Source organism: Sinomonas cellulolyticus, assembly GCF_014656475.1.
In the GTDB taxonomy this organism is placed as follows: domain Bacteria; phylum Actinomycetota; class Actinomycetes; order Actinomycetales; family Micrococcaceae; genus Sinomonas; species Sinomonas cellulolyticus.
Genome location: NZ_BNCM01000001.1, coordinates 422004 through 445544, shown reverse-complemented (window position 1 = coordinate 445544; position 23541 = coordinate 422004). Strand labels below are relative to the sequence as shown.

19 protein-coding genes are annotated in these 23541 nt (G+C 69.7%); all 19 read left to right on the top strand.

Translation table 11 applies throughout. The annotated features are described in order from the left end of the window. The first annotated feature begins 56 nt into the window (after window positions 1-56). The 19 genes from IE231_RS01995 to IE231_RS01905 all read left to right on the top strand — a co-directional run bounded on the left by IE231_RS01995 (window position 57) and on the right by IE231_RS01905 (window position 23524). The gene (locus IE231_RS01995) at window positions 57-1907 is read left to right on the top strand and encodes a peptidoglycan D,D-transpeptidase FtsI family protein (protein ID WP_374189392.1); all 1851 of its coding nucleotides are present in this window, start codon (window positions 57-59) and stop codon (window positions 1905-1907) included. Window positions 1908-2177: 270 nt separating this feature from the next. Then, window positions 2178-3824 (top strand): UDP-N-acetylmuramoyl-L-alanyl-D-glutamate--2,6-diaminopimelate ligase, encoded by a 1647-nt coding sequence (locus IE231_RS01990; protein WP_374189398.1) that lies wholly within the window; start codon window positions 2178-2180, stop codon window positions 3822-3824. Continuing rightward, the gene (locus IE231_RS01985; RefSeq protein ID WP_189692230.1) at window positions 3821-5326 is read left to right on the top strand and encodes a UDP-N-acetylmuramoyl-tripeptide--D-alanyl-D-alanine ligase; all 1506 of its coding nucleotides are present in this window, start codon (window positions 3821-3823) and stop codon (window positions 5324-5326) included. Before IE231_RS01990 ends, IE231_RS01985 begins: the two co-directional genes overlap by 4 nt. Further along, entirely contained in the window at window positions 5323-6432 is a 1110-nt protein-coding gene (mraY, locus tag IE231_RS01980; protein ID WP_189692229.1) for a phospho-N-acetylmuramoyl-pentapeptide-transferase, read from the top strand. Before IE231_RS01985 ends, mraY begins: the two co-directional genes overlap by 4 nt. Further along, window positions 6414-8030 carry a UDP-N-acetylmuramoyl-L-alanine--D-glutamate ligase gene (gene murD / locus IE231_RS01975; protein WP_189692228.1) on the top strand — a complete coding sequence of 539 codons (1617 nt, stop codon included), beginning with the start codon at window positions 6414-6416 and terminating at the stop codon, window positions 8028-8030. The genes mraY and murD overlap by 19 nt, the downstream gene beginning before the upstream one ends. A 5-nt stretch (window positions 8031-8035) precedes the next feature. Continuing rightward, a complete protein-coding gene (ftsW, locus tag IE231_RS01970) occupies window positions 8036-9403 on the top strand; it encodes a putative lipid II flippase FtsW (RefSeq protein ID WP_189692227.1) in 1368 nt (455 codons plus the stop codon). 2 nt (window positions 9404-9405) lie between these two features. Further along, window positions 9406-10560 carry an undecaprenyldiphospho-muramoylpentapeptide beta-N-acetylglucosaminyltransferase gene (gene murG / locus IE231_RS01965; protein WP_189692226.1) on the top strand — a complete coding sequence of 385 codons (1155 nt, stop codon included), beginning with the start codon at window positions 9406-9408 and terminating at the stop codon, window positions 10558-10560. Next, window positions 10557-11987: a UDP-N-acetylmuramate--L-alanine ligase gene (gene murC, locus IE231_RS01960; RefSeq protein WP_189692225.1), complete on the top strand. Its 1431-nt coding sequence runs from the start codon at window positions 10557-10559 to the stop codon at window positions 11985-11987. Before murG ends, murC begins: the two co-directional genes overlap by 4 nt. Further along, window positions 11977-13176 carry a cell division protein FtsQ/DivIB gene (locus IE231_RS01955; RefSeq protein ID WP_189692224.1) on the top strand — a complete coding sequence of 400 codons (1200 nt, stop codon included), beginning with the start codon at window positions 11977-11979 and terminating at the stop codon, window positions 13174-13176. The genes murC and IE231_RS01955 overlap by 11 nt, the downstream gene beginning before the upstream one ends. A 241-nt stretch (window positions 13177-13417) precedes the next feature. Beyond that, the gene (ftsZ, locus tag IE231_RS01950) at window positions 13418-14653 is read left to right on the top strand and encodes a cell division protein FtsZ (protein WP_189692223.1); all 1236 of its coding nucleotides are present in this window, start codon (window positions 13418-13420) and stop codon (window positions 14651-14653) included. Then, window positions 14650-15375, top strand: coding sequence for a purine nucleoside phosphorylase YfiH/LACC1 family protein (locus IE231_RS01945; protein WP_189692222.1), 726 nt, complete (start codon window positions 14650-14652; stop codon window positions 15373-15375). The genes ftsZ and IE231_RS01945 overlap by 4 nt, the downstream gene beginning before the upstream one ends. Next, the gene (locus IE231_RS01940; protein WP_189692221.1) at window positions 15368-16084 is read left to right on the top strand and encodes a YggS family pyridoxal phosphate-dependent enzyme; all 717 of its coding nucleotides are present in this window, start codon (window positions 15368-15370) and stop codon (window positions 16082-16084) included. The genes IE231_RS01945 and IE231_RS01940 overlap by 8 nt, the downstream gene beginning before the upstream one ends. Before the next feature lie 80 nt (window positions 16085-16164). Continuing rightward, window positions 16165-16680, top strand: a complete 516-nt coding sequence (locus tag IE231_RS01935; RefSeq protein WP_189692220.1) for a cell division protein SepF — start codon at window positions 16165-16167, stop codon at window positions 16678-16680. A 13-nt stretch (window positions 16681-16693) separates the two neighbouring features. After that, window positions 16694-16981 carry a YggT family protein gene (locus IE231_RS01930; RefSeq protein ID WP_189692219.1) on the top strand — a complete coding sequence of 96 codons (288 nt, stop codon included), beginning with the start codon at window positions 16694-16696 and terminating at the stop codon, window positions 16979-16981. A 137-nt stretch (window positions 16982-17118) separates the two neighbouring features. Then, window positions 17119-17778 (top strand): DivIVA domain-containing protein, encoded by a 660-nt coding sequence (locus tag IE231_RS01925; protein WP_189692218.1) that lies wholly within the window; start codon window positions 17119-17121, stop codon window positions 17776-17778. 67 nt (window positions 17779-17845) lie between these two features. Continuing rightward, complete coding sequence (gene lspA / locus IE231_RS01920; protein WP_189692217.1) at window positions 17846-18445, top strand: signal peptidase II; 600 nt, start codon at window positions 17846-17848, stop codon at window positions 18443-18445. Continuing rightward, window positions 18438-19364 carry an RluA family pseudouridine synthase gene (locus IE231_RS01915; RefSeq protein WP_189692216.1) on the top strand — a complete coding sequence of 309 codons (927 nt, stop codon included), beginning with the start codon at window positions 18438-18440 and terminating at the stop codon, window positions 19362-19364. The genes lspA and IE231_RS01915 overlap by 8 nt, the downstream gene beginning before the upstream one ends. A gap of 145 nt (window positions 19365-19509) precedes the next feature. Continuing rightward, a complete protein-coding gene (gene dnaE / locus IE231_RS01910; RefSeq protein WP_189692316.1) occupies window positions 19510-23010 on the top strand; it encodes a DNA polymerase III subunit alpha in 3501 nt (1166 codons plus the stop codon). Then, window positions 23003-23524 (top strand): hypothetical protein, encoded by a 522-nt coding sequence (locus IE231_RS01905; protein ID WP_189692215.1) that lies wholly within the window; start codon window positions 23003-23005, stop codon window positions 23522-23524. Before dnaE ends, IE231_RS01905 begins: the two co-directional genes overlap by 8 nt. Window positions 23525-23541 lie beyond the last annotated feature (17 nt).

Below are 23541 nucleotides of genomic sequence, written 5' to 3'. Positions count from 1 at the left end.
GAGCCGCCGGCTGTGGTGAAGGCACGAGGAGCGAGAGCGGAAGCGTAGGGACGAGCGTGGCAGGTACGAGCACGGACACCAGACGCCCCAACTCGCGCGGCGGCGCAACCAAGGTTCCACCTCCAGCGCGCCACGGCGGGCGGGCGAAGCGCCGGCTCAAGCTGGGCCTCGCCGTGATGCTCACGCTGCTCGTCCTCATCGGCGGCCGCCTCATCCTCGTCCAGGGCCTGGATGTGGGCGGAATGGCGGAGGCCGCCGTCAACAAGCGCCTGCAGAAGACCGTGCTGCCGGCCCAACGCGGTGAGATCGTCGACTCCAAGGGGGCCGTGCTCGCCTCGAGCGTGGTGCGCTACAACATCACCGTGGACCAGCGCATCGCCTCGGCCAAGGACTTCACGGAGCTGGACCGGAGCGTCGACGCCGGCGACGGCACCAAGAAGATCGTGCAGATCCCCCGGGACCAGGCGGTCAAGGAGCTCGCAGACACGCTGGGCATGTCCGTCGCGGACGTGACCAGTGCGATCACAGGGGAGAAGCCGTTCAACTACGTGGCGAGGAACGTGACCCCGGACACCGAGGACCGGGCCATGGCCATCGGTTTCCCCGGGATCCTCTCAGAGGGCGTGACCCAGCGGGTCTACCCGAACGGTGCGGTAGGCGGCAGCTTCGTCGGATTCGTGGGCTCGGACGGCACGGCCCTGTCCGGGATCGAGCAGACTCAGGACGAGCAGCTCAAGGGCCAGGACGGCTCGCGTGAGTACGAGATCGGCGCAGACGGACTCCGCATTCCGGTGGCCACAGACAAGTACACGCCCGCGCAGAACGGCAAGACGGTCAAGCTGACGATCAACTCGGACCTCCAGTACTTCACGCAGCAGGCAGTGCAGACCCAGGCGCAGAAGTACAACGCCGAGTGGGGAATCGCCGTCGTCGAGGACGCCAAGACCGGCAACATCCTCGCCATGGCCGACACCAATTCGGTCGACCCGAATGATCCGGGCAAGTCCGCAGCCAAGGACCGGGGCGTCCGTGCTGTGACAGCGGCGTACGAGCCGGGCTCTGTCGAGAAGACCATCACGATGGCGGCGCTCATCCAGGAGGGCAAGGCGACGCCCCTGTCCCAGTACACCATCCCGCCGACGTACACCGTGGACGGGCAGACCTTCTCCGACGCGTTCACCCACGGGACCGAGCAGCGGACCCTCGCCGGGATCCTCGGCTACTCCATGAACACGGGAACCGTCATGGCCGGCAAGGAGCTCAGCCCCCAGCAGCGCTATGACTGGTTCACCAAGTTCGGGATCGGCCAGCCCATCGACGTCGGGCTTCCCGGCGAGGCCAAGGGCACGCTCCACACCCCGCAGGAGTGGGACGGTCGCCAGCAGTACACGATCCTGTTCGGCCAGGGCGTCACCCAGTCCACCCTCCAGACCATCCGCGCCTACCAGACCATCGCGAATGACGGCGTCATGCTGCAGCCCCGCCTCATCGACGGGTACATCGACCAGACCGGCCACGAAACGCCGTGGCAGACGGCCGGACCCACGCAGGTCGTGAGCAAGGAGACCGCGCAGCAGGTGAAGGAGATGCTCGAGAGCAACGTCACCGAGGGCGAGGTCAAGCCGGCCGCGATCGACGGCTACCGGGTGGGTGCGAAGACCGGAACCTCCGAGGCGCCCCGAGAGGACGGCGTGCCGGGCTATCAAGGCGTGACCTCCACCCTCATCGGAATGGCGCCGATGGACAATCCGCGCTTCATCGTCTCGGTGGTCCTGCAGCGTCCGACCGACATCTACGGCATCGGCAACGCGGACATCTTCAAGTCGGTCATGTCGCAGGCGCTCCACATGTACGGCGTCCCGCCGTCAACCGGCACTCCCGCGAGGCTGCCGCAGTACGTGAAGTGACCCCCGCCCCCGGGTGCCGGCCCAGACCCGGCGCCCGGGGGCGTTATAGAGTTGGAATCCCGATCGATGAAGGTGAATGTGAGCGAGCAGCCCCTGCCCCCGGGCAGCAGTGCATCGGCACTCAGTGCGCGGGGGGACAGCGCCCCGCAGGAGGATCCTGCACACAACGGTCCTGCCCAGGACAGCGGGACCCAGGACAGCGGGACCCAGGACAGCGGGACCCAGGACAGCCTTGGACAGGACGGCCCAGAGGCGCTCCGGCCGGCCCACGTGGCGCCGATCTCCCTCGCGGAGGTCTCGGCTCTCGTGGGGCTCCCTGCCGAGGGCCTCGAGGACGCAGCGCCCATCACGGGAGCGAGCCTCGACTCGCGTACGGTCGTCCCAGGGGACCTCTACTTCGCGCTGCCCGGTGCGTCGCGACACGGAGCCGACTACGCCCAGCAGGCCGTGGAGGCGGGAGCCGTGGCGATCCTCACCGACCACGACGGCGCGAAGCGGCTCGCGCTGTCCGAGTCCCTCGCGCAGGTCCCGGCACTCGTCCTCGACCGGCCCCGGGCAGCAGTCGGCCCCGTCTCAGCCCTCGTCTATGGGACGGCCGCGGCCGGGACCGACGGCGGCACTGCGCAGCGCATGCTCCTGCTCGGCGTGACGGGAACGAACGGCAAGACGACCACCACCTACTTCTCGAATTCCCTCCTGCGTGCGCTCGGCCACCGGACGGGACTGATCGGGACGATCGAGATCCTGGCCGGCGGCGAGCCCATTCCGAGCAGGCTCACCACCCCGGAGTCCACTGAAGTCCACGCCCTTCTGGCGCTCATGCGGGAGCGGGGAGTGACGGCCGCCTCGATGGAGGTCTCCTCCCACGCGATCGAGTTCGGCCGCGTCGACGGCGTGCGCTACGACGCAGCGGGCTTCACGAACCTCACGCAGGACCATCTGGACCTCCACGGGACGATGGAGGAGTACTACGCGGCCAAGGCCCGGCTGTTCACGCCGGAGCGGGCCGCCCACGGCGTCGTGACGGTCGACGACGAGTGGGGCCGCCGGCTCGCGGACGAGGCTCCGATCCCGGTCACCACCCTCGCTGCCGGTGCAGGTCAAGCCGACCCGGCCGGCGCCCACCCACGCGACGTGCCCGAGGCGGACTGGACGGTGGCGGCCGCCCGTCCGTCCGGGGTCGGCACGGCCTTCGAGCTGCGGCACCGCGACGGCGCCACCCTGCGTGTGCGCACCGGCCTTCCGGGAGCCTTCAACGTGGCCAACGCCGCCCTTGCGACACTGCTCGTCGTCGCCTCCGGGGCCACTCTCGAGAAGGTCCAGCGGGCTCTCGACCGCGACCCCTTCACCGTCGAGGTCCCCGGGCGCATGCAGCTCGTCGGAACCGCCCCGACGGCCATCGTCGACTTCGCCCACAATCCGGACGCGCTCGAGAGGGCGCTCGACGCAGTGCGGCCCCGCACCGGGTCCGGCCGCGTGATCGTCGTCTTCGGCGCCACCGGCCAGCGCGACGCCCTCAAGCGTCCCGTCATGGGCGCCGTCGCCGCGCGGGGAGCCGACGTGGTGGTGGTGACGGACGACGACCCCCACGACGAGGACCCTGCCGCCATCCGCGCCCAAGTGCTCGCCGGCGTCCGCGCCGAGGACGCCGAGAAGGGGCTCGGACGTCGCATCGACGAGGTCGGCGACAGGGCCGAGGCGATCCGCCACGCCGTCGACCTCGCGCGGGACGATGATGTGATCCTCGTGGCGGGGCGCGGCCACGAGGTGTACCAGGAGGTCAAGGGCGTGAACCTCGTCCTGGACGACCGTGCGGAGCTGCGAGGCGCCCTCGCGGAGCGGGGCTTCCGCCTGGTTGCCGGCGCTGGCGGATTCGGGTCCGAGGCCTCCGACGCACTAGAGTCCGATGCGCAATGATTGAGTTCACAGCGGCGCAGATCGCCGAGATCACGGGCGGCCGTCTGGTCGCACCACCCGACATCATCCCCACGAGCGTTGTGACGGACTCCCGCGAGGCCGTCCCTGGATCGCTCTATGTTGCCAAGCCCGGGGAGCACGCCGACGGCCACGCGTACGTGGGCGCAGCCGTTGCCGCCGGTGCGGTCCTGACCCTGTGCGAGCGGGAGGTCACGGACGACGGCGGCGCGAGCCATCCGTGCGTGGTGGTGCCTGACGCCGTGCTCGCCATGGGCACTCTCGCCAAGGCGGCCGTCGAGAGGATCCGCGCAGAGCGCTCCGCGCGCGGGGAGGAGCTCACTGTCGTGGGCATCACCGGCTCGGCCGGGAAGACCACCACCAAAGACCTCGTCGCAGGGATTTTCCGCTCGACCCCCGAAGGGTCCGCGACGCCGGCCTCGACGGTCGCCCCGCAGGGCTCCTACAACGGCGAGGTCGGCGTCCCCCTCACGGTCTTCCGGGCCGACACCTCCACGCGCTACCTCGTGATCGAGATGGGTGCCACCGGAATCGGCCACATCCAGTACCTTGCCGATATGGTCAGGCCGGACATCGGCGTCGTCCTCGTCGTGGGAAGCGCCCACGCGGGGGAGTTCGGCGGCGTCGAGAACATCGCCAAGGCCAAGGGCGAACTCGTCGAAGCGCTCTCCGCCGAGGGGACGGCCGTCCTCAACGCCGACGACCCCCGCGTGCGGGCCATGGAGCCGCGCACGAAGGCCCGCCTCGTCTTCTTCACATCGCACCCCGAGGCGAACGCGGACCTCGCCGAGCGCGGAACGCTCGTCGCGGCCCATGGGGCGAGCGTGGACGACGGCGGCTCGCCCGTCTTCGACCTCACCATCGGCGCCCAAGGCCCGGTGCACGTGGCAAGCCGCCTCATCGGCGCGCACCACACGTCCAACCTGCTCGCCGCGGCCTCGGCCGCCTCCGCGGCCGGGGTGCCCCTCGAGGTCATCGGAGAGTCGCTCTCCGCCCAGGGGCCCGGCAGCCGGTGGCGCATGCAGCGCACGGAGCGGGCAGACGGCGTGACGGTCATCAACGACGCCTACAACGCCAACCCTGAATCCATGCGGGCCGCGCTCCGGACCCTCGCCGACCTCGGACGCGGCCGGCGGACGTGGGCGGTCCTGGGTGCCATGCTCGAGCTCGGCGAGGAATCGATCCCAGCCCACACGGCGGTCGGGACCCTCGTAGTCCGGCTCAACATCGACCGGCTCGTGGTGGTGGGCCGCGAGGCGCGCGCCCTGTACGTCTCGGCCGTCAACGAGGGGTCGTGGGGCAGCGAGACGACGTTCGTCGAGGACGCCGATGCAGCCTTCGAGCTGCTCGAGCGGGAGCTCGCCCCGGGTGACCTCGTGCTCGTGAAGTCCTCGAACGGCGTCGGGCTGGGGGCTCTCGGGGACCGGATCGCATTGCCGGCAGCCGACGGGGCCACGCCCCACCAGGGACGGAGCCTGACGTGATCGCACTGCTGATCGGCGGTGGGCTCGCGCTGGTCTTCGGACTGGTCGGGACCCCCCTGTTCATCCGACTCCTGGTGGCCAAGGGCTACGGCCAGTTCATCCGGGACGACGGCCCCACGACGCACCACATGAAACGCGGGACTCCCACGATGGGCGGAGCCGTGTTCGTGCTCGCCACGGTGGTCGCCTACTACCTGACGCATCTCATCACGTGGCTCGTCAATCCCGCCTCGAGCGGGCCGAGCATCTCTGCCGCCCTCCTGCTGTTCCTCATGGTCGGCATGGGCATCGTGGGCTTCCTGGACGACTTCACGAAGATCTCCAACCAGCGCAGCCTCGGGCTGAGTCCGCGGGGCAAGCTGATCGGCCAGGGCCTCGTGGGCATCGTCTTCGCGGTCCTCGCGCTGCAGTTTCCCGACTGGCGCGGCCTCACACCGGCCTCGACCAACATCTCGTTCCTGCGGGACATCCCGTGGCTCAATCTCGCATTCGGCGGCACGGTGCTGGGGGCGATCCTCTTCGTCATCTGGTCGAACATCATCGTCACCGCGACCAGCAACGGCGTGAACCTCACGGACGGGCTGGACGGCCTCGCGGCCGGCGCTTCGATCATGGTCTTCGGCGCATACACGCTCATGGGCATCTGGCAGAGCAACCAGGCCTGCGGCTCCGCAAGGGTGATCGGGTCTGTCTGCTACGAGACACGGGACCCCCTCGACCTCGCCCTGCTCGCAGCCATCATGAGCTCGGCTCTGGTCGGATTCCTCTGGTGGAACACCTCCCCGGCGAAGATCTTCATGGGGGACACCGGCTCGCTCGCCATCGGGGCGGCCATCGCTGGCTTCGCAATCCTGTCCCGCACCGAACTGCTCCTGGTCATCATCGGCGGCCTGTTCATGCTCGTCACGCTGTCCGTGATCCTGCAGGTCGGGTACTTCAAGGCCACCAAGGGCAAACGCCTGTTCAAGATGGCCCCGCTCCAGCACCACTTCGAACTCAAGGGCTGGGCTGAGGTGACCGTGGTGGTCCGCTTCTGGATCCTCGCCGGGCTCTGCGTCGCCGGAGGCCTGGCCGTCTTCTACGCAGAATGGGTGGCAGGACTGTGAATGAGCATGCTTCTTCTGGTCCGTCGGGACCGCGGGCAGAAAGCGCCCGCCTTGCGTCCCTGACGTCCTGGGACTCGGACTGGGCTGGACTGCGGGTGGTCGTTGCCGGGATCGGCGTCTCCGGCTTCGCCGCCGCCGACACGCTCATCGAGCTCGGCGCGAGCGTCGTCGTGGTCGACTCCTCCGTTACAGATCGTGCACAGGCGCAGGCAGACACGCTGCGCATCGTCGGTGCCGAGGACGTCCTGCTCGGTGAGGACGCGGTGCAGCACCTCCCCAAGGTCGACGGCGCGCTCCCGGACCTCGTGGTGACCTCGCCCGGGTGGCGACCCGATCAGGCGATGCTCGCCGAGGCGACATGCCGGGGCATCCCGGTGTGGGGCGACGTCGAGCTCGCGTGGCGGGTCCGGAGGCGCCGCGGGCGCAAGACGGCCGACTGGCTCGCGATCACCGGCACGAACGGCAAGACCACCACCGTCGGAATGACCGAGTCGATGCTGCGGGCTGCCGGCCTCAAGGCGGTGGCTGTGGGCAATGTCGGCAAGCCCATCCTCGATGCCCTCCGCGAGCCCGTCGAGTACGACGTCTTCGCGGTCGAGCTCTCGAGCTTCCAGCTCCACTGGGAGGAGTCGCTCTCTCCCGTCGCCTCCGTGGTGCTCAACGTCGCCGAAGACCATGTCGACTGGCACGGTTCATACGAGGCGTATCTGGCGGACAAGGCGAAGGTCTACGCCAACACCCAGAAGGCCTGCGTGTACAACGCGGAGCAGATCGAGACCGAGCACATGGTCGAGGAGGCCGACGTCGTCGAGGGCTGCCGGGCGATCGGGTTCACCACGGGAACCCCCGCGGTGAGCATGCTCGGCGTCGTCGACGGCCTGCTGGTGGACCGAGCCTTCATCGACAACCGCCGCGACCATGCCGCCGAGCTCGGCTCCCTCGAGGACCTGGGACCCGTGGCCCCCCGGCACATGGTGGCCAACGCGCTCGCCGCGGCCGCCCTCGTGCGGGCCTACGGCGTCGAGCCCGCCGCGGTGAAGGCCGGCCTGCAGGCCTACCTTCCCGGCGACCACCGGATCCAGACCGTGGCGACCATCGGCTCTGTCAGGTGGGTCAATGACTCCAAGGCAACCAACCCCCATGCAGCGTCGGCATCCCTGTCCGCCTTCGAGCGGGTGGTGTGGATCGCGGGTGGCCTGTCGAAGGGCGTGGCCTACGACCAGCTGGTGACCGAGCATGCGCCGCGGCTCCGCGCCGTCGTGCTCATTGGCCGTGACAGCTCGGATCTGGCGGCCGCGCTCTCGCGACACGCGCCGAATGTACCGGTCTTCCCCGTTGATCCGGGCCAGACTGGTGAGGACCGGCCGGACAGCGGCGTTGAACCACACGGCGGCGCCGAGGCGAACAGCGCCCAGACGGGAAGCGCGATCATGGCACGGGCGGTGGAGGTCGCAGCGGCCCACGCGGAGCCCGGAGATACGGTGCTGATGGCACCGGCCGCGGCTTCGATGGACCAGTTCGACTCGTACGCCCACCGTGGGATGGCGTTCACTGATACGGTGCGGGCGCGGGCAGCACGGGAGACCACCGAGGAGTAGGGACTATGGCCAGCACGGCGCAGCGGAGACCAGGAGGCCCCCTGCGCCCGCTCGCGGTCGTGTGGCGCAGGATCACCCGCACGGAAGGCTCCAGCAGCGGCACGAGCTACTACCTCATCCTGGGCACGACCCTCGCGCTCACGGCGATCGGCATCATGATGGTCCTCTCCGCCTCGAGCGTGGAGAGCATCGCGGCCGGGGAGAGCCCCTACACGGCTGCCCTCAAGCAGGTCCTCTTCGGGGCGGTGGGCCTCGTGGGCATGCTCGCGCTCTCGAGGATCAACGTCCGCTGGCTCAAGCGCCTTGCGTGGCCCGGCATCGGCGCCACCATCGTGCTGCTCATCCTCGTCCAGCTCATCGGCAGGAGGGTGCTGGGCAACAAGAACTGGATCGAGATTGCCGGCTTCAGCTTCCAGCCCTCGGAGGTTGCCAAGCTGCTGCTCGCACTGTGGCTCGCCACCATCCTGAACACCAAAGGGAGGCTCCTGGACAACTGGGTGCACGCGCTGATCCCTGCCGTCCCGGTGGGGCTGGGGGTTGCGGGCCTCGTCATCTGGGGGCACGACCTCGGCACGACGCTCGTGATCCTCCTCGTCATGGTGGCCGCGCTCTTCTACGCCGGTGTCCCCACCAAGCTGTTCGTGAGCTCAGGAGTGATGCTCGCCATCGCCGCCGTCAGCTTCGCCGTCGCGAGCCCCAACCGGATGTGCCGCATCTACACGTGGGTCGGCCAGAACCCGGACTTCTGCCGGGCCGACGGCGCCGACTTCACCTACCAGGTCCAGAACGGGCTGTTCGGGCTCGCGTCCGGGGGGTGGTTCGGCGTCGGCCTCGGTCAGAGCCGGCAGAAGTACAGCTGGCTGCCCGAGGCGCAGAACGACTTCATCTTTGCGGTGCTCGGCGAAGAGCTCGGACTGTTCGGCACCCTCTTGGTCCTCGTTCTCTTCGCAGTGCTTGCGGTGGCGGTGTTCCGGGTGGTGTCCCGGCAGCAGGAGCTCTTCCCCAGGATCCTCGGCGGCACGATCATGGCGTGGATCCTGGGCCAAGCCGCCATCAACATGTCGATGGTGACCGGGATTGCTCCCGTGATCGGGGTGCCGCTGCCCTTCATCTCGTCCGGAGGCTCTGCGCTGGTCAGCTGCCTGTGTGCGATCGGCGTACTGTTGTCTCTGGCCCGCGAGGACATGCGGCCCACCACCAGAGTCCGCCGGAAGGGCCGGAAGGGCTCGGCGGCCGGATCCAAGCCAGGCAAGGCCGCGGCTGCGCGCCCACGGGGGCGCACAGCCAAGCCGGTGCCCGCGAGCGGGCGGCCCGTCCCAGCCCCGGTCAGTCCCCAACCGGCGACCAACGCGAAGCGGAAGGCCAGCACGTAGACATGCCCCATGAGGACCCCGCGCGGACCGCGCTCCCGACCTCCCGACCGTCAGTGGTACTCGCGGGCGGCGGAACGGCCGGGCACATCAGTCCGCTGCTCGCGATCGCCCGCGCCGTGGTCAAGGCCGCACCCGCGGCCCGGATCCTCGCGGTAGGAACGGCCACCGGGATGGAGACGAGGATCGTGCCCGCGGCCGGTTTCGAGCTCGCAGTGATCGACCGCGTACCGCTCCCGCGCAAGCCGTCCCTTGATCTTGTGAAGCTGCCGCGCCGCTTCGCGGCCGCAGTCCGCGCGTCCGAGGGCATCCTCGCCCGCGCAGAGGCCGATGTGCTGGTCGGGGTGGGCGGATATGTGTGCACCCCCATGTACATCGCGGCGCGCCGGCGCGGGGTGCCCATCGTGATCCACGAGGCGAACACCCGTGCCGGGCTCGCAAACCGGGTCGGTGCCCTCTTCACCGAGCGCGTCGGCAAGGCCTTCGCCGCGACGCGCCTGCGGCACTCGAAGCTCGTGGGCATGCCCATGCGTCCGGAGATCGCCGGGCTCGACCGCGCTGCGGCCCGTACGTCGGCTCGAGCGAGTCTCGGCCTCGATCCGGACCGGACGACCCTCGTGGTGACGGGCGGATCGCTCGGTGCGGCGAGCCTCAACAGGACCATCGCCGCGTCGCTCGGCGTCCTCGCCAGCGCCGGCGTCCAGACCCTGCACATCACCGGAAGGGACAAAGCCGTCGCCGGCCCGGACGGGACCCCTCTCGCCGCACCGGGCTATCACCAGACGGAATTCGTGGACGGCATGGAGACGGCCTACGCCGCTGCGGACCTCATCGTGTGCCGCGCGGGAGCCGGAACGGTCTGCGAGGTGGCCGCCGTCGGCCTGCCGGCGGTGTTCGTGCCACTGCCCATCGGCAATGGCGAACAGGCGCTCAATGCGCGCGGGCTCGTCGAGGCGGGCGGCGCACTGATGGTGCGCGATGCGGACTTCACCCCCGGCTGGCTCGAGGACACAGTCCTTCCGCTCCTCGCGGACGGCACCCGGCTGGCCGGGATGGCGCACGCCGCGGCCGCCCAGGGAATCCGCGACGCGGACGCACAGATGGCGGCGATGGTGCTCGCCGCCGCAGGGGACGGGATCCAGGAGGGAACACGCGCATGACCGCCAACCAGACGCTTCCGGAGGAGCTCGCCGAGCTCGGGCGCGTCCACTTCGTGGGAGTCGGCGGGGTGGGGATGTCCGCCGTCGCGCGCGTCATGCTGGCCCGGGGTGTGCCGGTGAGCGGCTCGGATGCCAAGGACCTGCCGGTGATGGCGGAGCTCGCGTCGCTCGGGGCCCGGATCGCGGTGGGCTACACCGCCGCCAACGTCGGGGATGCGGACACGGTCGTGCGCGGCTCGGCGATCCGTCCGGACAACCCGGAGCTGGTCGAGGCCAGCGCCCGCGGGCTCAGGATCCTGCACCGTTCCGAGGCGCTGGCCGCGGTCATGGCGGGCAGCCGCGTGATCGCCGTCGCCGGAACACATGGGAAGACCACCACGACGTCGATGACGGCATGGATGCTGCGCGGAGCGGGCCTCGATCCGAGCTTCGCGATCGGTGCCAACGTGCCGGCGCTCGGGGCGAATGCGGCAGCGGGGGAGACGGACGTCTTCGTGGCCGAGGCCGACGAGTCGGACGAGTCGTTCCTGAACTACCGTCCGCTGACCGAGGTCATCACCAACGTCGAAGCGGACCATTTGGACCACTACGGCACAGCGGACGCAGTCCACGCCGCCTTCGACGCGTTCGCGGCCCTCGTGCCCGAGCACGGCCTCGTGCTGGCCTGCGCCGACGACCCGGGAGCCCTCGCCCTGGCCCGGCGCCTCCGCGCGCGTGCCGATGCCCCGCGGGTCCTGACCTACGGCACCGCGCAGGACGCCGACCTCGTCGTGCACTTCGATCCCTCCGGGACGGAGCTCGCGTGGGAGGGCCGGACGTACGCGCTGCCCCTGAGGGTCCCCGGCCTCCACAACGCCCTCAACGCTGCGGGCGCGTTCGCCGCGGCGGTCGACGCCGGTGCCGACCCCGAGCGTGCGGCCGCCTCGCTCTCCGACTTCTCCGGAGCGGCCCGGCGGTTCGAGTTCAAGGGGGAGGCAGGGGGAGTGCGGGTGTTCGACGACTACGCCCATCACCCCACCGAGGTGCGGGCTGCCCTGGCCGCGGCCCGGGCAGTGGCAGGCGGCCACAGCGTCCATGTCCTGTTCCAGCCTCACCTGTTCTCCCGCACGCGCGAGTTCGCCGAGCAGTTCGCCGAGGCGCTCTCCGCCGCGGACACGGTCCGTGTCATGGACATCTATCCGGCCCGCGAGGACCCGATCCCCGGTGTAACGAGCGAACTCGTGACCGCGCGCCTGACCGATGCCGCGTATGCGCCCCGCGTGGACCGCGCGGTCGCCGAGATCGCCGCGGCGGCGCGGCCCGGCGACATCGTGCTCACGGTGGGTGCCGGCGACGTGACCTTCCAGGGGCGGGAACTCCTCGCGGCTCTGGCCGCCGGATCCGCCTCCGTGCAGCCCTCTTCTCCCGAGGCACCGCATGACGCCTAGCCCACGTGTTCCGCGCGTCCCGCGCGTCCCGCGCGCCGCGGAGGCCTCTGCACCAGCCCAGGCCCACGACGCCGGCACCCCGCCCGAGACGGGCAAGGTCACCGTCCGAGGTGCCAAGGTGACGCTCCTCAACCCTCAAGGCGGCGACCATGGCGAGGGCGGAGCGGCCCACGCGCCGTCGTCCGCCGACTCGGCTTCCCCCAGCGCCCAGACCGCAGAGACGGAGGACTCGAACCCACAGGCTCGGTCCACGCGGGCCGGGTCCACACGGGCCGGGTCCGCGCGCCCCAAGTCCGGCAGCGCGAGGTCCGGTCGGGCGGAAGGCGTACCGGCCGATGCGCCGCAGGCCGCATCCGGCGTATCGGAGACGGGCCGCGTCCGGCGGCTCTGGGCCTTCGGACGCGGCGGGGCCTCGCCGGCGGGCGCCGCACTGCAGCTCCCGACGCAGGCAGAGGACGGGGAAGCGGACGTCCTCGCCTTCCCCGAGCCCCCGGCCAAGCGGCGCCGGCGCCGCCTCCTCGTGGGGACCGGCCTAGCCGTGGCCCTCGTCGCAGGCCTGTTCGCCGTGCTGCTGTTCACACCGCTCGTCGCGGTGCGCACGATCACTGTGGAGGGCACCCACCTGCTGCCGGCAGGCCAGGTCGCCTCCGCGCTCGACCCCGTGCGGGGCAAGCCCCTCGCGACCGTAGGTTCCGATGACGTCGAGCGGCTCCTTCACCAGTTCGTCCAGGTCAAGAGCGCGCGGGCCCTTGCGGTGCCGCCGAGCACGCTCGTGGTCGAGATCGTCGAGCGCGTCCCCGTGGCACTCGTCAAGCAGGGAGGGAAGCTCACGGTCGTGGACGGCGACGGCGTGGTGCTGGGCGATGCGACGGCGACGTCCCAGTACTCCGTGCCTGTCATCGACGGCTCCGCCATGCCGATGGGCCAGGCGGTGTTCCGGTCTGTCACGGCCGTCCTCGCGGCACTTCCCCCCGACGTCTTGGGCCAGCTCGCGACGGCCTCGGCACAGTCGGCGGACTCCGTCGAGCTCAAGCTCTCGGACGGGCGCACCGTGGTGTGGGGCAACGCGGACGACCGCGAGCTCAAGGCCAGGGTCCTCCAAGCCCTCATGAAAGCCACGCCCGAGAAGGGCCAGCCGGCCCCCCAGGTCTTCGATGTGAGCACCCCACGTCACCCGGTGACACGATGAGGCACCTGCACCGCAGGGGTGGGGCTGTGGCATCCGGAGGTGTGGCAGAGTGGACAGATGGCGGGGACGGACGGCGGCAATGGGACGACACGCCTAGGCGGTCGTTGCACGCCCCAGAGACGGCCCATACCGTCTTCCTAAGAGCTACTTGACATAACTATAACCTTCAAGCTGAAGGTTATAGTTATGGACTCCGGGGTTCTTGCAGATCCAGCAGGCTTTCGAACAAGGGACACTCAACGTGGCAGCACCGCAGAACTACTTGGCCGTCATCAAGGTCGTCGGCATTGGCGGCGGTGGCGTGAATGCAGTCAACCGCATGATCGAAGTCGGTCTGCGAGGCGTGGAGTTCATCGCCATCAACACCGACGCCCAGGCGCTGCTCATGAGCGATGCGGACGTCAAGCTCGACGTCGGCCGTGAGCTCACCCGAGGCCTCGGCGCCGGAGCGAACCCCGAGGTCGGCCGCCAGGCGGCCGAGGACCACGCCGACGAGATCGAGGAAGTCCTCCGCGGCGCCGACATGGTGTTCGTCACCGCGGGCGAGGGCGGCGGCACCGGGACCGGTGGGGCTCCCGTCGTCGCACGCATTGCGCGGAGTCTGGGTGCCCTGACGATCGGCGTTGTCACCCGTCCCTTCACCTTCGAGGGCCGCCGCCGCGCCACGAGTGCCGAGAACGGGATCGAAGCGCTGCGCGACGAGGTCGACACCCTCATCGTCATCCCGAATGACCGCCTGCTCTCGATCTCCGACCGCAACGTCTCCGTCCTGGATGCCTTCCGGTCCGCGGACCAGGTGCTGCTCTCCGGCGTCCAGGGCATCACGGATCTCATCACGACCCCGGGTCTCATCAACCTCGACTTCGCCGACGTGAAGTCGGTGATGCAGGGTGCTGGCTCTGCCCTCATGGGCATCGGCTCCGCCCGGGGGGAGGACCGTGCCGTCAAGGCGGCCGAACTCGCCATCGCCTCGCCGCTCCTCGAAGCGTCCATCGACGGCGCGCACGGCGTCCTCCTGTCCATCCAGGGCGGCAGCGATCTCGGCCTGTTCGAGATCAACGAGGCAGCCCGCCTCGTCCAGGAAGTCGCCCACCCCGAGGCCAACATCATCTTCGGCGCGGTCATCGACGACGCGCTCGGGGACGAGGCCCGCGTCACTGTGATCGCCGCCGGCTTCGACGACGTCAAGGCCACCTCGCCCTCCCTCGAGGATGTCAAGGCAGCCCAGGCCGCCGCCGCGCCCCAGGCGGCGTCGTCCGCCCCTGCCTCTCCGGCCGCGAGCGTCCCCCCGGCTCCGTCAGCCGCGCCGCGCGTGTCGCAGCCCACGCCCGTCCACGCCGGCCTGAGCCAGTGGAGCCAGGGCCACACGAGCCTGCCCGCGGACGGCGGCTTCGACGTCGAGCTCCCGGCGGTCGTGGAGCCTGATCTCTCGGGCAACCGCAACGACGACCTCGACGTGCCCGACTTCCTCAAGTGAGCCGCGGCTCGGCCGAGGCGCCGCGCGCGGACGGCCTCTTCTGGTGGCGCCGGGACGTCCGTCCCGGCGTCACCGTCGCGTTCACGCAGGCCGCTGCCGGCAACCTCGCCTTCCATGTCGGCGATGACGACGACGCCGTGCAGCACTCCCGCGCGCGGCTCGCGGAGGAATCGGGCGTGCCGGCCTTCCACTACATGAGCCAGGTCCACGGGCGCGACGCCGCCTGGGCAGGGGCAGAGGCCGTCCCGACGGCCGACGCCCTCCTGTCCCACGGGGAACCGATCGCCGTCATGGTGGCCGACTGCGTGCCCGTGGTGCTCGTGGGAGAGTTCGACGACCGCGGCCCGGCCCTCGCTGCCGTCCATGCGGGACGTCCCGGCCTGGCCTCCGGAGTCGTGACCGAGGCCCTCACGCGGCTCCGGGAGGCCGGCGCCCACGGACTCGAGGCCTGGCTCGGCCCGAGCATCTGCGGCCGCTGCTATGAGGTTCCCGAAGCGATGCGGGACGAGGTCGACGGCCTGGTCCCCGGCACGGCCGCCACGACCCGCTGGGGCACGCCCTCGCTCGACCTCCCCGCAGGGGTGCGCTCCCAGCTCGCCGCTGCCGGCGTCACGGTGCACCGCGACGCCGAGGCCTGTACGTTCGAGGACGCTCGGTTCTTCTCGCATCGCCGGGCAGCCGGCGAAGGACGCATTGCCGGTCTTGCCTGGGTCCATGGCTGAGGGCGAGGATGCGCGCCGGGCCGAGCTCTCCGCAAACCTCGCCCGCGTCCGTGACCGGATCGCGGCAGCAGCCCGGGCCGCCGGCAGAGACGAACAACCGAGGCTCATCGTCGTCACGAAGTTCCACCCGGCCTCCGATGTGAGGCTGCTCGCCGAGCTCGGCGTGACCGACGTCGGCGAGAACCGCGATCAAGAGGCGTCTGCGAAGGCCGCCGAACTCGCGCACCTCCCACTCGTCTGGCACTTCATCGGGCAGCTCCAGACGAACAAGGCCAAGAGCGTGGTCCGCTACGCCCACACGGTGCACTCCGTGGACCGGCCGGCGCTCGTGACGGCCTTGGGCAAAGCCATGGCTGGGTCAGGAAGAGAAGACCGCGTCTCCTGCCTCATCCAGGTCAACCTCGACCCCGCTGCATCCTCCGGACGCGGTGGAGCGCTTCCCGAGGAGGTGCCGGCCCTCGCCGAACTCGTCGACGGTACGGCGCGCCTCGCCCTCGCAGGCGTCATGGCAGTCGCACCGCTCGGCCGGGATCCTGCTGCAGCGTTCGGACGGCTCCGCGCGGTGTCGGAGCACCTGAGGGAGCGCTACCCCGAGGCGACGATGATCTCGGCGGGCATGAGCCAGGACCTCGAGGCCGCCGTGGCGTCCGGCGCGACACACCTGCGCATAGGCACCAATGTCCTCGGCCCGCGCCCAGCCGTGCGGTAGCTTCAAACTGCCGGGACCTTCTGGGCCGAGCGACCCGGCGCCGCGTTTGCACCCGACGGGCCCGAGGACAGGAGTCGAGCATGGCTGGCGCTCTGCGCAAGACGATGATCTACCTCGGTCTGGCGGACGGCGAGGAGCAGTTCGAGACTGAGGGCCACCACGCACGGACGGAAGAGGAACAGCCAGTGCACACTGAGCGCGAGGAACGCCGCACGGCCTTGGCCACCCGGGAGGCGGCTCCGACCGAGGTCGAGGAGTACCGCGCACCCGTGACGCCCATCAAGCGTGCCGCAGCTGTGCGGAACGACGGCGGCCTCCGCCAGATCACCACCGTGCACCCGCGTTCCTACAATGATGCCAAGGTCATCGGAGAGAGCTTCCGCGAGGGAATTCCGGTGATCATGAATGTCACCGACATGGGGGAGGCGGACGCAAAGCGGCTCGTCGACTTCTCAGCCGGGCTCGTGTTCGGCCTGCACGGGAGCATCGAGCGCGTGACGAACAAGGTCTTCCTTCTCTCGCCATCCACCGTCGAGGTCCTCGGCGAGGACAAGAAGACTGCCGACGGCCAGGCGACATTCTTCAACCAAAGCTGATTCACTTCTCTGTATGGGCTTCCTGTTCGCCATCCTGTACCTCGTCCTCGAGCTCTTCTTCATAGCGCTTGTGGCGCGTCTCGTCTTCGACTGGATCCAGTCCTTTGCCCGATCATGGCGCCCCCGCGGCGCGGCGCTTGTCGCGGCGAGCGCGGTGTATTCCATGACTGATCCGCCCATGAAGCTGTCCCGGCGCTGGTTCAAGCCACTCCATCTCGGTGCCATGAGCCTTGACCTCGCCTTCATCGTGCTCGTCATCGTGGTGGTCATCGCGATGGCGGTCGTCCAGAATCTCGCGTAGTTTCATCCCCAGCACCTCCCGTCCACCGGCCGCGGCGCTTTCGCCGCAGTGGCTGACTGGAGGGGACGGTAACAATTCAGATACGGTAGTCGTGGTGGCGCAGGCTGCCTGACCGATTAGACCAATGAGGTGAGCAGATGGCTCTGACGCCAGAAGACGTTGTCAACAAGCGGTTCCAGCCGACTAAGTTCCGCGAAGGCTACGACCAGGATGAGGTCGACGACTTCCTTGACGAGATCGTCATCGAGCTTCGCCGCCTGAACCAGGAGAACGACGAGCTCCGCAAGAAGGTCGCCGAGCTCTCCGGCAGGCAGGGTGCGCCGCAGGCCGCTGAGAAGCAGGGTTCGGAGGTCCGCGAGGCGGCCAAGCCCGAGCCCGCGAAGGCCGAGGCCGCTCCGACGCAGGCCGCACCGGCTGCGCAGACCGCTGCCGCCCCCGCCCAGCAGACGGCCGCAGGCCGCTCCTCGGTCGCCGACTCCGCGGCCGGGCTGCTGGCGATGGCACAGCAGATGCACGACAAGCACGTTCAGGACGGCCTGGACCAGCGCGACAAGATCATCGCCGAGGCCCAGATCGAGGCCAGCAGCCTCGTCAACGATGCGCAGGAGAAGTCGCGGAAGACTCTCGGCGCCCTCGAGCAGCAGCGCTCGGTGCTCGAACGCAAGGTCGAGCAGCTGCGCGGCTTCGAGCGTGACTACCGCTCGCGTCTGAAGAACTACATCGAGGGCCAGCTTCGCGACCTTGAGGCCCGCGGCTCCGTCGCCACGGCCGAGATCTCTGACAACGCCGAGGTCTGACCAGCCTCCGCAAGGCCGGCGGCCGCCATGGGCGGCCGCCGGCCTTGCGCTGCCATCGGAAAGAAGAATGGACACCTCCCCCCACGCCCGCGCGACAGGAGCACGACGGCGGCGCACCGCCGTCGTGCTCCTGGCCCTCGTTGCCGCCCTCGCCTACGCAGCCGACCAGCTGACCAAGCTCTGGGTCACGAGCACCATGGTTGAGGGCGAGCGCATCCCGGTCCTGCCGCCGGTCCTGCAGTGGTACTACATCCGCAATTCCGGCGCCGCCTTCTCGATCGGCGAGGGCGTCACGTGGGTCTTCACGATCGTCATGACGGTGGTGTCGGTGGGCATCCTGGTCTATGCACGCCGTGTGCGCGCCCTCTCGTGGGGGGTCGCGCTGGGCCTCGTCCTCGGCGGCGCGCTCGGCAACCTCACCGACCGGCTCTTCCGCGAACCGTCCTTCGGGATGGGCCACGTCGTGGATTTCATCTCGCTTCCGAACTTCGCGATCTTCAACCTTGCGGACTCCGCCGTCGTCTGCGGCGTCGTCCTCGTCTGCCTCCTGACGCTCGTGGGCCTCTCCCCGGACGGGAGCCGCCAGCGCAGGGAGGCCACGCCGCCGGAGAACGGGCAGCCCGGAGACAGCGCCTCCGGCCAGACGCCGGGGGCCGGCAATGCCTGAGCGCCTCACCGTTCCTCCCGAGCTTGCAGGCGCCCGGGCGGACGCTGTCCTCGCAGAGCTCCTCGGGGTCTCGCGCTCGGCCGCGGCGGCGCTCCTGGCAGGCGGACACGTGCACCTGGGCGGCCGGGCACTGGCCAAGTCGGCCAAGGTCGCGGCCGACGACGTGCTCCTCGTTGAGCGGCCGGAGACCCGGAATCCCCTTGAAGTGGTGGTGGAGGACGTGGACGGACTGGAGATCCTTATCGACGACGACGACTTCGTGGTCGTCGACAAGCCAGTGGGCGTGGCCGCGCACCCGTCCCCGGGCTGGGTCGGGCCGACCGTGGTCGGCGGTCTCGCCGCCGCGGGCTACCGCATCTCGACCTCCGGGGCGCCCGAGCGTGCCGGCATCGTGCACCGGCTCGACGTCGGCACCTCGGGCGCCATGGTCGTGGCGAAGACCGAGCACGCCTACACCGTCCTCAAGCAGGCCTTTCGGGACCGCATGGTCGAGAAGGTCTACCACGCCCTCGTCCAAGGGATCCCGGACCCGCTCCAGGGCACGATCGACGCGCCGATCGGGCGCCACCCCGGCTATGACTGGCGGTTCGCCGTGGTGGAGGACGGCAGGCCTTCCGTGACGCACTACGAGGTCATCGAGGCGTTCGGGCGCGCAAGCCTCGTCGAGGTCCACCTCGAGACCGGCCGCACCCACCAGATCCGCGTGCACTTCTCCGCGCTGCGTCATCCCTGCGCCGGCGACCTCACGTACGGCGCCGATCCCCGGCTCGCGGCCGACCTCGGGCTCACCCGGCAGTGGCTGCACGCGCACCGCCTCGCCTTCGCCCACCCCCGGACGGGGGAGCGCGTCGAGGCCGTGAGCCCGTATCCTGCGGACCTCGAGTATGCCCTCGACGCCCTCCGCGAGGGCCGCATCTAGCACCCGAGCGGGGCTTAGGCAGCGGGCGCACGACGGCGTGTGCCCGCCGTCGTGCCTCACCGGATCTGCCGCGGTGCGCGCCTAGACTGGTCCGGTGACTTCCAGCGGTTCCTTCGTCCACCTCCACACCCACACCGAGTACTCGATGCTCGACGGAGCGGCGAAGCTCGGGGACCTGTTCGCTGAGGCGAACCGCCTCGAGATGCCGGCCCTGGCGATCACCGACCACGGCTACCTCTTCGGCGCCCACGACTTCTGGCGCAAGGCCACGGATGCGGGGATCAAGCCCATCATCGGTGTTGAGGCGTACGTCACCCCGGGCACCCACCGCACCGACAAGCAGCGCGTGCGGTGGGGCGACGAGTCGCAGCGCAGCGACGATATCTCCGGCGGCGGCGCGTACACCCACATGACGCTGCTGAGCTACAACAACACCGGCATGCGCAACCTGTTCCGCGCGTCGTCGCTCGCCTCGCTGGACTCCGTCTTCGGCAAGTGGCCCCGCATGGACCGCGAACTCCTGAGCACCTATTCGGAAGGGCTCATCGCAACGACGGGATGTCCCTCGGGAGAGGTGCAGACCCGGCTGCGGCTCGGCCAGTACCGCGAGGCGCTCGAGGCGGCCGCGGAGTTCCGCGACATCTTCGGCGCCGAGAACTACTACTGCGAGCTCATGGACCACGGCCTGTCCATCGAGCGGCGGATCCGGGAGGACCTCCTCCGCCTGGCCCGGGAGCTCGGCATCCCGCTGGTGGCCACCAACGACCTCCACTACACCCACGAGCACGACGCCAAGGCGCATGAGGCCCTGCTCGCCATCCAGTCCGGGTCCACCCTCCTCGACCCCAGCTACGACAACGGCGGGTCCCGCTTCGCCTTCTCCGGCACCGGCTACTACCTCAAGTCACCCCAGGAGATGCGCGAGCTCTTCCGCGAACTGCCCGAGGCGTGCGACAACACCCTCGCGATCGCGGAGCGATGCGGAGTGTCCTTCACGAAGGACAACTTCATGCCCCGCTTCCCCTGCCCGCCGGGGGAGGACGAGGACTCCTGGCTGGTCAAGGAAGTCGAGCGGGGCCTGGCCTACCGGTATCCCTCCGGGGTGCCGGACGAGGTGCGCAAGCAGGCCGACTACGAGCTGGGCATCATCAGCACGATGGGCTTCTCCGGCTACTTCCTCGTTGTCGCCGACTTCATCAACTGGGCCAAGGACCACGGGATCCGCGTCGGTCCCGGCCGCGGATCCGGCGCCGGGTCAATGGTCGCCTACGCCATGCGCATCACCGACCTCGATCCGCTCCGCCACGGCCTGATCTTCGAGCGGTTCCTCAACCCGGACCGCGTCTCGATGCCTGACTTCGACGTGGACTTCGACGACCGCCGCCGACCGGAGGTGATCGACTACGTCACCCGGAAGTACGGCGACGACCGGGTGTCGATGATCGTCACGTACGGCACGATCAAGACCAAGCAGGCGCTCAAGGATTCCGCGCGTGTGCTGGGCTACCCCTTCTCGATGGGCGAGACCCTGACCAAGGCCCTGCCGCCGGCGGTCATGGCCAAGGACATCCCGCTCGCGGACATCCACGATCCCCAGGCCAAGCGCTACGGAGAGGCCGGCGACTTCCGCCAGCTCCTCGAGAGCGACCCAGAATCCCGCAAGGTGTTCGACACCGCGATCGGCCTTGAGGGCCTCAAGCGGCAGTGGGGCGTGCACGCGGCGGGCGTGATCATGTCCTCGGACCCCATCATCGACGTCGTCCCGATCATGCGCCGCATCCAGGACGGCCAGGTCATCACGCAGTTCGACTACCCGACCTGTGAGGGCCTGGGCCTGATCAAGATGGACTTCCTGGGGCTGCGCAACCTCACGATCATCTCGGACGCGCTCGAGAACGTGAAGCGCAACCGGGGGGTCGACCTCGACCTCGAGCGGCTCGAGCTCGACGACGCGGCCTCGTACGAGCTGCTCGCGCGCGGCGACACGCTGGGCGTCTTCCAGCTCGACGGCGGCCCCATGCGTTCGCTCCTGAAGCTCATGAAGCCTGACAACTTCGAGGACATCTCGGCCGTCCTCGCCCTCTACCGGCCTGGCCCCATGGGAGCGAACGCCCACACCGACTATGCGCTGCGCAAGAACGGGCAGCAGCCGGTGATCCCGATCCACCCCGAGCTCGAGGAACCCCTCAAGGACATCCTCGGCGGCACCTACGGCCTGATCGTGTACCAGGAGCAGGTCATGGCGGTCGCGCAGAAGCTCGCCGGGTACTCGCTCGGACAGGCCGACATCCTCCGCCGGGCGATGGGCAAGAAGAAGAAGTCCGAGCTCGACAAGCAGTTCGCCGGCTTCTCCCAGGGCATGCTGGACAACGGCTACTCGAAGGAAGCCATCCAGACGCTCTGGGACATCCTCCTGCCGTTCTCCGACTACGCCTTCAACAAGGCACACTCTGCTGCCTATGGGGTGGTCTCCTACTGGACTGCGTACCTCAAGGCGCACTACCCGGCCGAGTACATGGCGGCGCTCCTCACGTCGGTGGGCGATGACAAGGACAAGTCCGCCATGTACCTGAACGAGTGCCGGCACATGGGCATCACCGTCCTCCCGCCGGACGTGAACGAGTCCGAGCTGACCTTCACGCCCGTGGGAGACGACATCCGGTTCGGCATGGGCGCGATCCGCAACGTCGGCACCAATGTCGTCAACGCGATGGTCGAGGCCCGCGCAGAGAAGGGAAAGTACACCTCGTTCGCGGACTTCCTGCAGAAGGTGCCCGCGGTCGTGTGCAACAAGCGGACCATCGAGTCACTCGTCAAGGCGGGTGCGTTCGATTCGCTCGGCCACACGCGCCGCTCCCTCGCGATGATCCACGAGGAGGCCATCGACGCCGTCATCACCCTCAAGCGCAACGAGGCGAACAACCAGTTCGACCTCTTCAGCGCCTTCGGAGACGAGACACCGCACGCCGGCCTGACCGTCGAGGTCCCGGACCTGCCTGAGTGGGAGAAGAAGGACAAGCTCACCTTCGAACGCGAGATGCTCGGCCTCTACGTGTCGGACCATCCCCTCCAAGGCCTCGAGGGCGTCCTGGGCGCGGCCGCAGAGATCGACATCTCGGCCATCCTCGCCGACGACGGTCCCTCTGATGGGGCGATCGTGACGATCGCCGGCATGATCACGTCGCTGAGCCGCCGCATCTCGAAGTCGAGCGGCAATCCCTACGCCCGAGCGGAGATCGAAGACCTCGGCGCGTCGATCGAGGTCATGTTCTTCGGGCAGGTCTATGGGCCGATCGCTGCCGTCCTCGCCGAGGACCTCATCGTCGTGGTCAAGGGACGCGTCCAGCGGCGCGACGATGGGGCCGTCTCCCTCAGCGCGATGGAGATGAGCATCCCGGACCTCACGAGCGCCGAGGGCGGTCCCGTGGACATCCGCATCCTCGAGCACCGCGCGAGCGAGGAGCGGATCGGGCAGCTGGGCGAGATCCTGCGCAGCCATCACGGCAACTCGGAGGTCAGGCTCCATGTCCGCGAGCGGGACAGGGTCGCCGTCATGACCCTGCCGCCCCAGCTGCGGGTGAACCCCAACCCTGCACTGTTCGGGGACCTCAAGGTCCTGCTCGGCCCGGCATGCCTTGATGGCTGAGCAGCCGGCGATGGAGACGGAGAGCACGCCCGGGCGCGGCCCCTCTGAGCGGCGCGAGCGCATGTCGCTCGTGCGATGGACGGTGTACCCCGTCCTCACGGGCCTGGTTCTCGGCACGGTGTGGGCGGCCGCGGCGCCGGGCGGGCTGTTCTACGGATCGGGAAGCGACTACCAGAGCTGGGCCGAACGGGACCTCCTGTTCGCCGGGCTCGGGCTCCTCGCGGGAGCCGTGATCGCCGTCGTGCTCTCTGCGACCCGGCGCCGCGCCGGACTGCCGAACCGGGGACTTGCCGCTCTTGCCGGGAGCGTGCTCGGCACCTTCGCCGCATGGGGGACCGGGGTGGGCCTGACACGGGTGCTCGGCAGCCGTGGGGTGAGCCCCAGCGTTCCCGAGACCGTGTTCGGCCTCCAGGCGCTCAGCTCGCTCGCGGTGTGGCCTGGCGTGGTAGCGCTCACCGTGCTTGCGCTCACGACGCTGTGGTGGGTGCCGCCCCGCGAGGGCCCCGAGGACTGACCGTGGGGGAGCGGTGC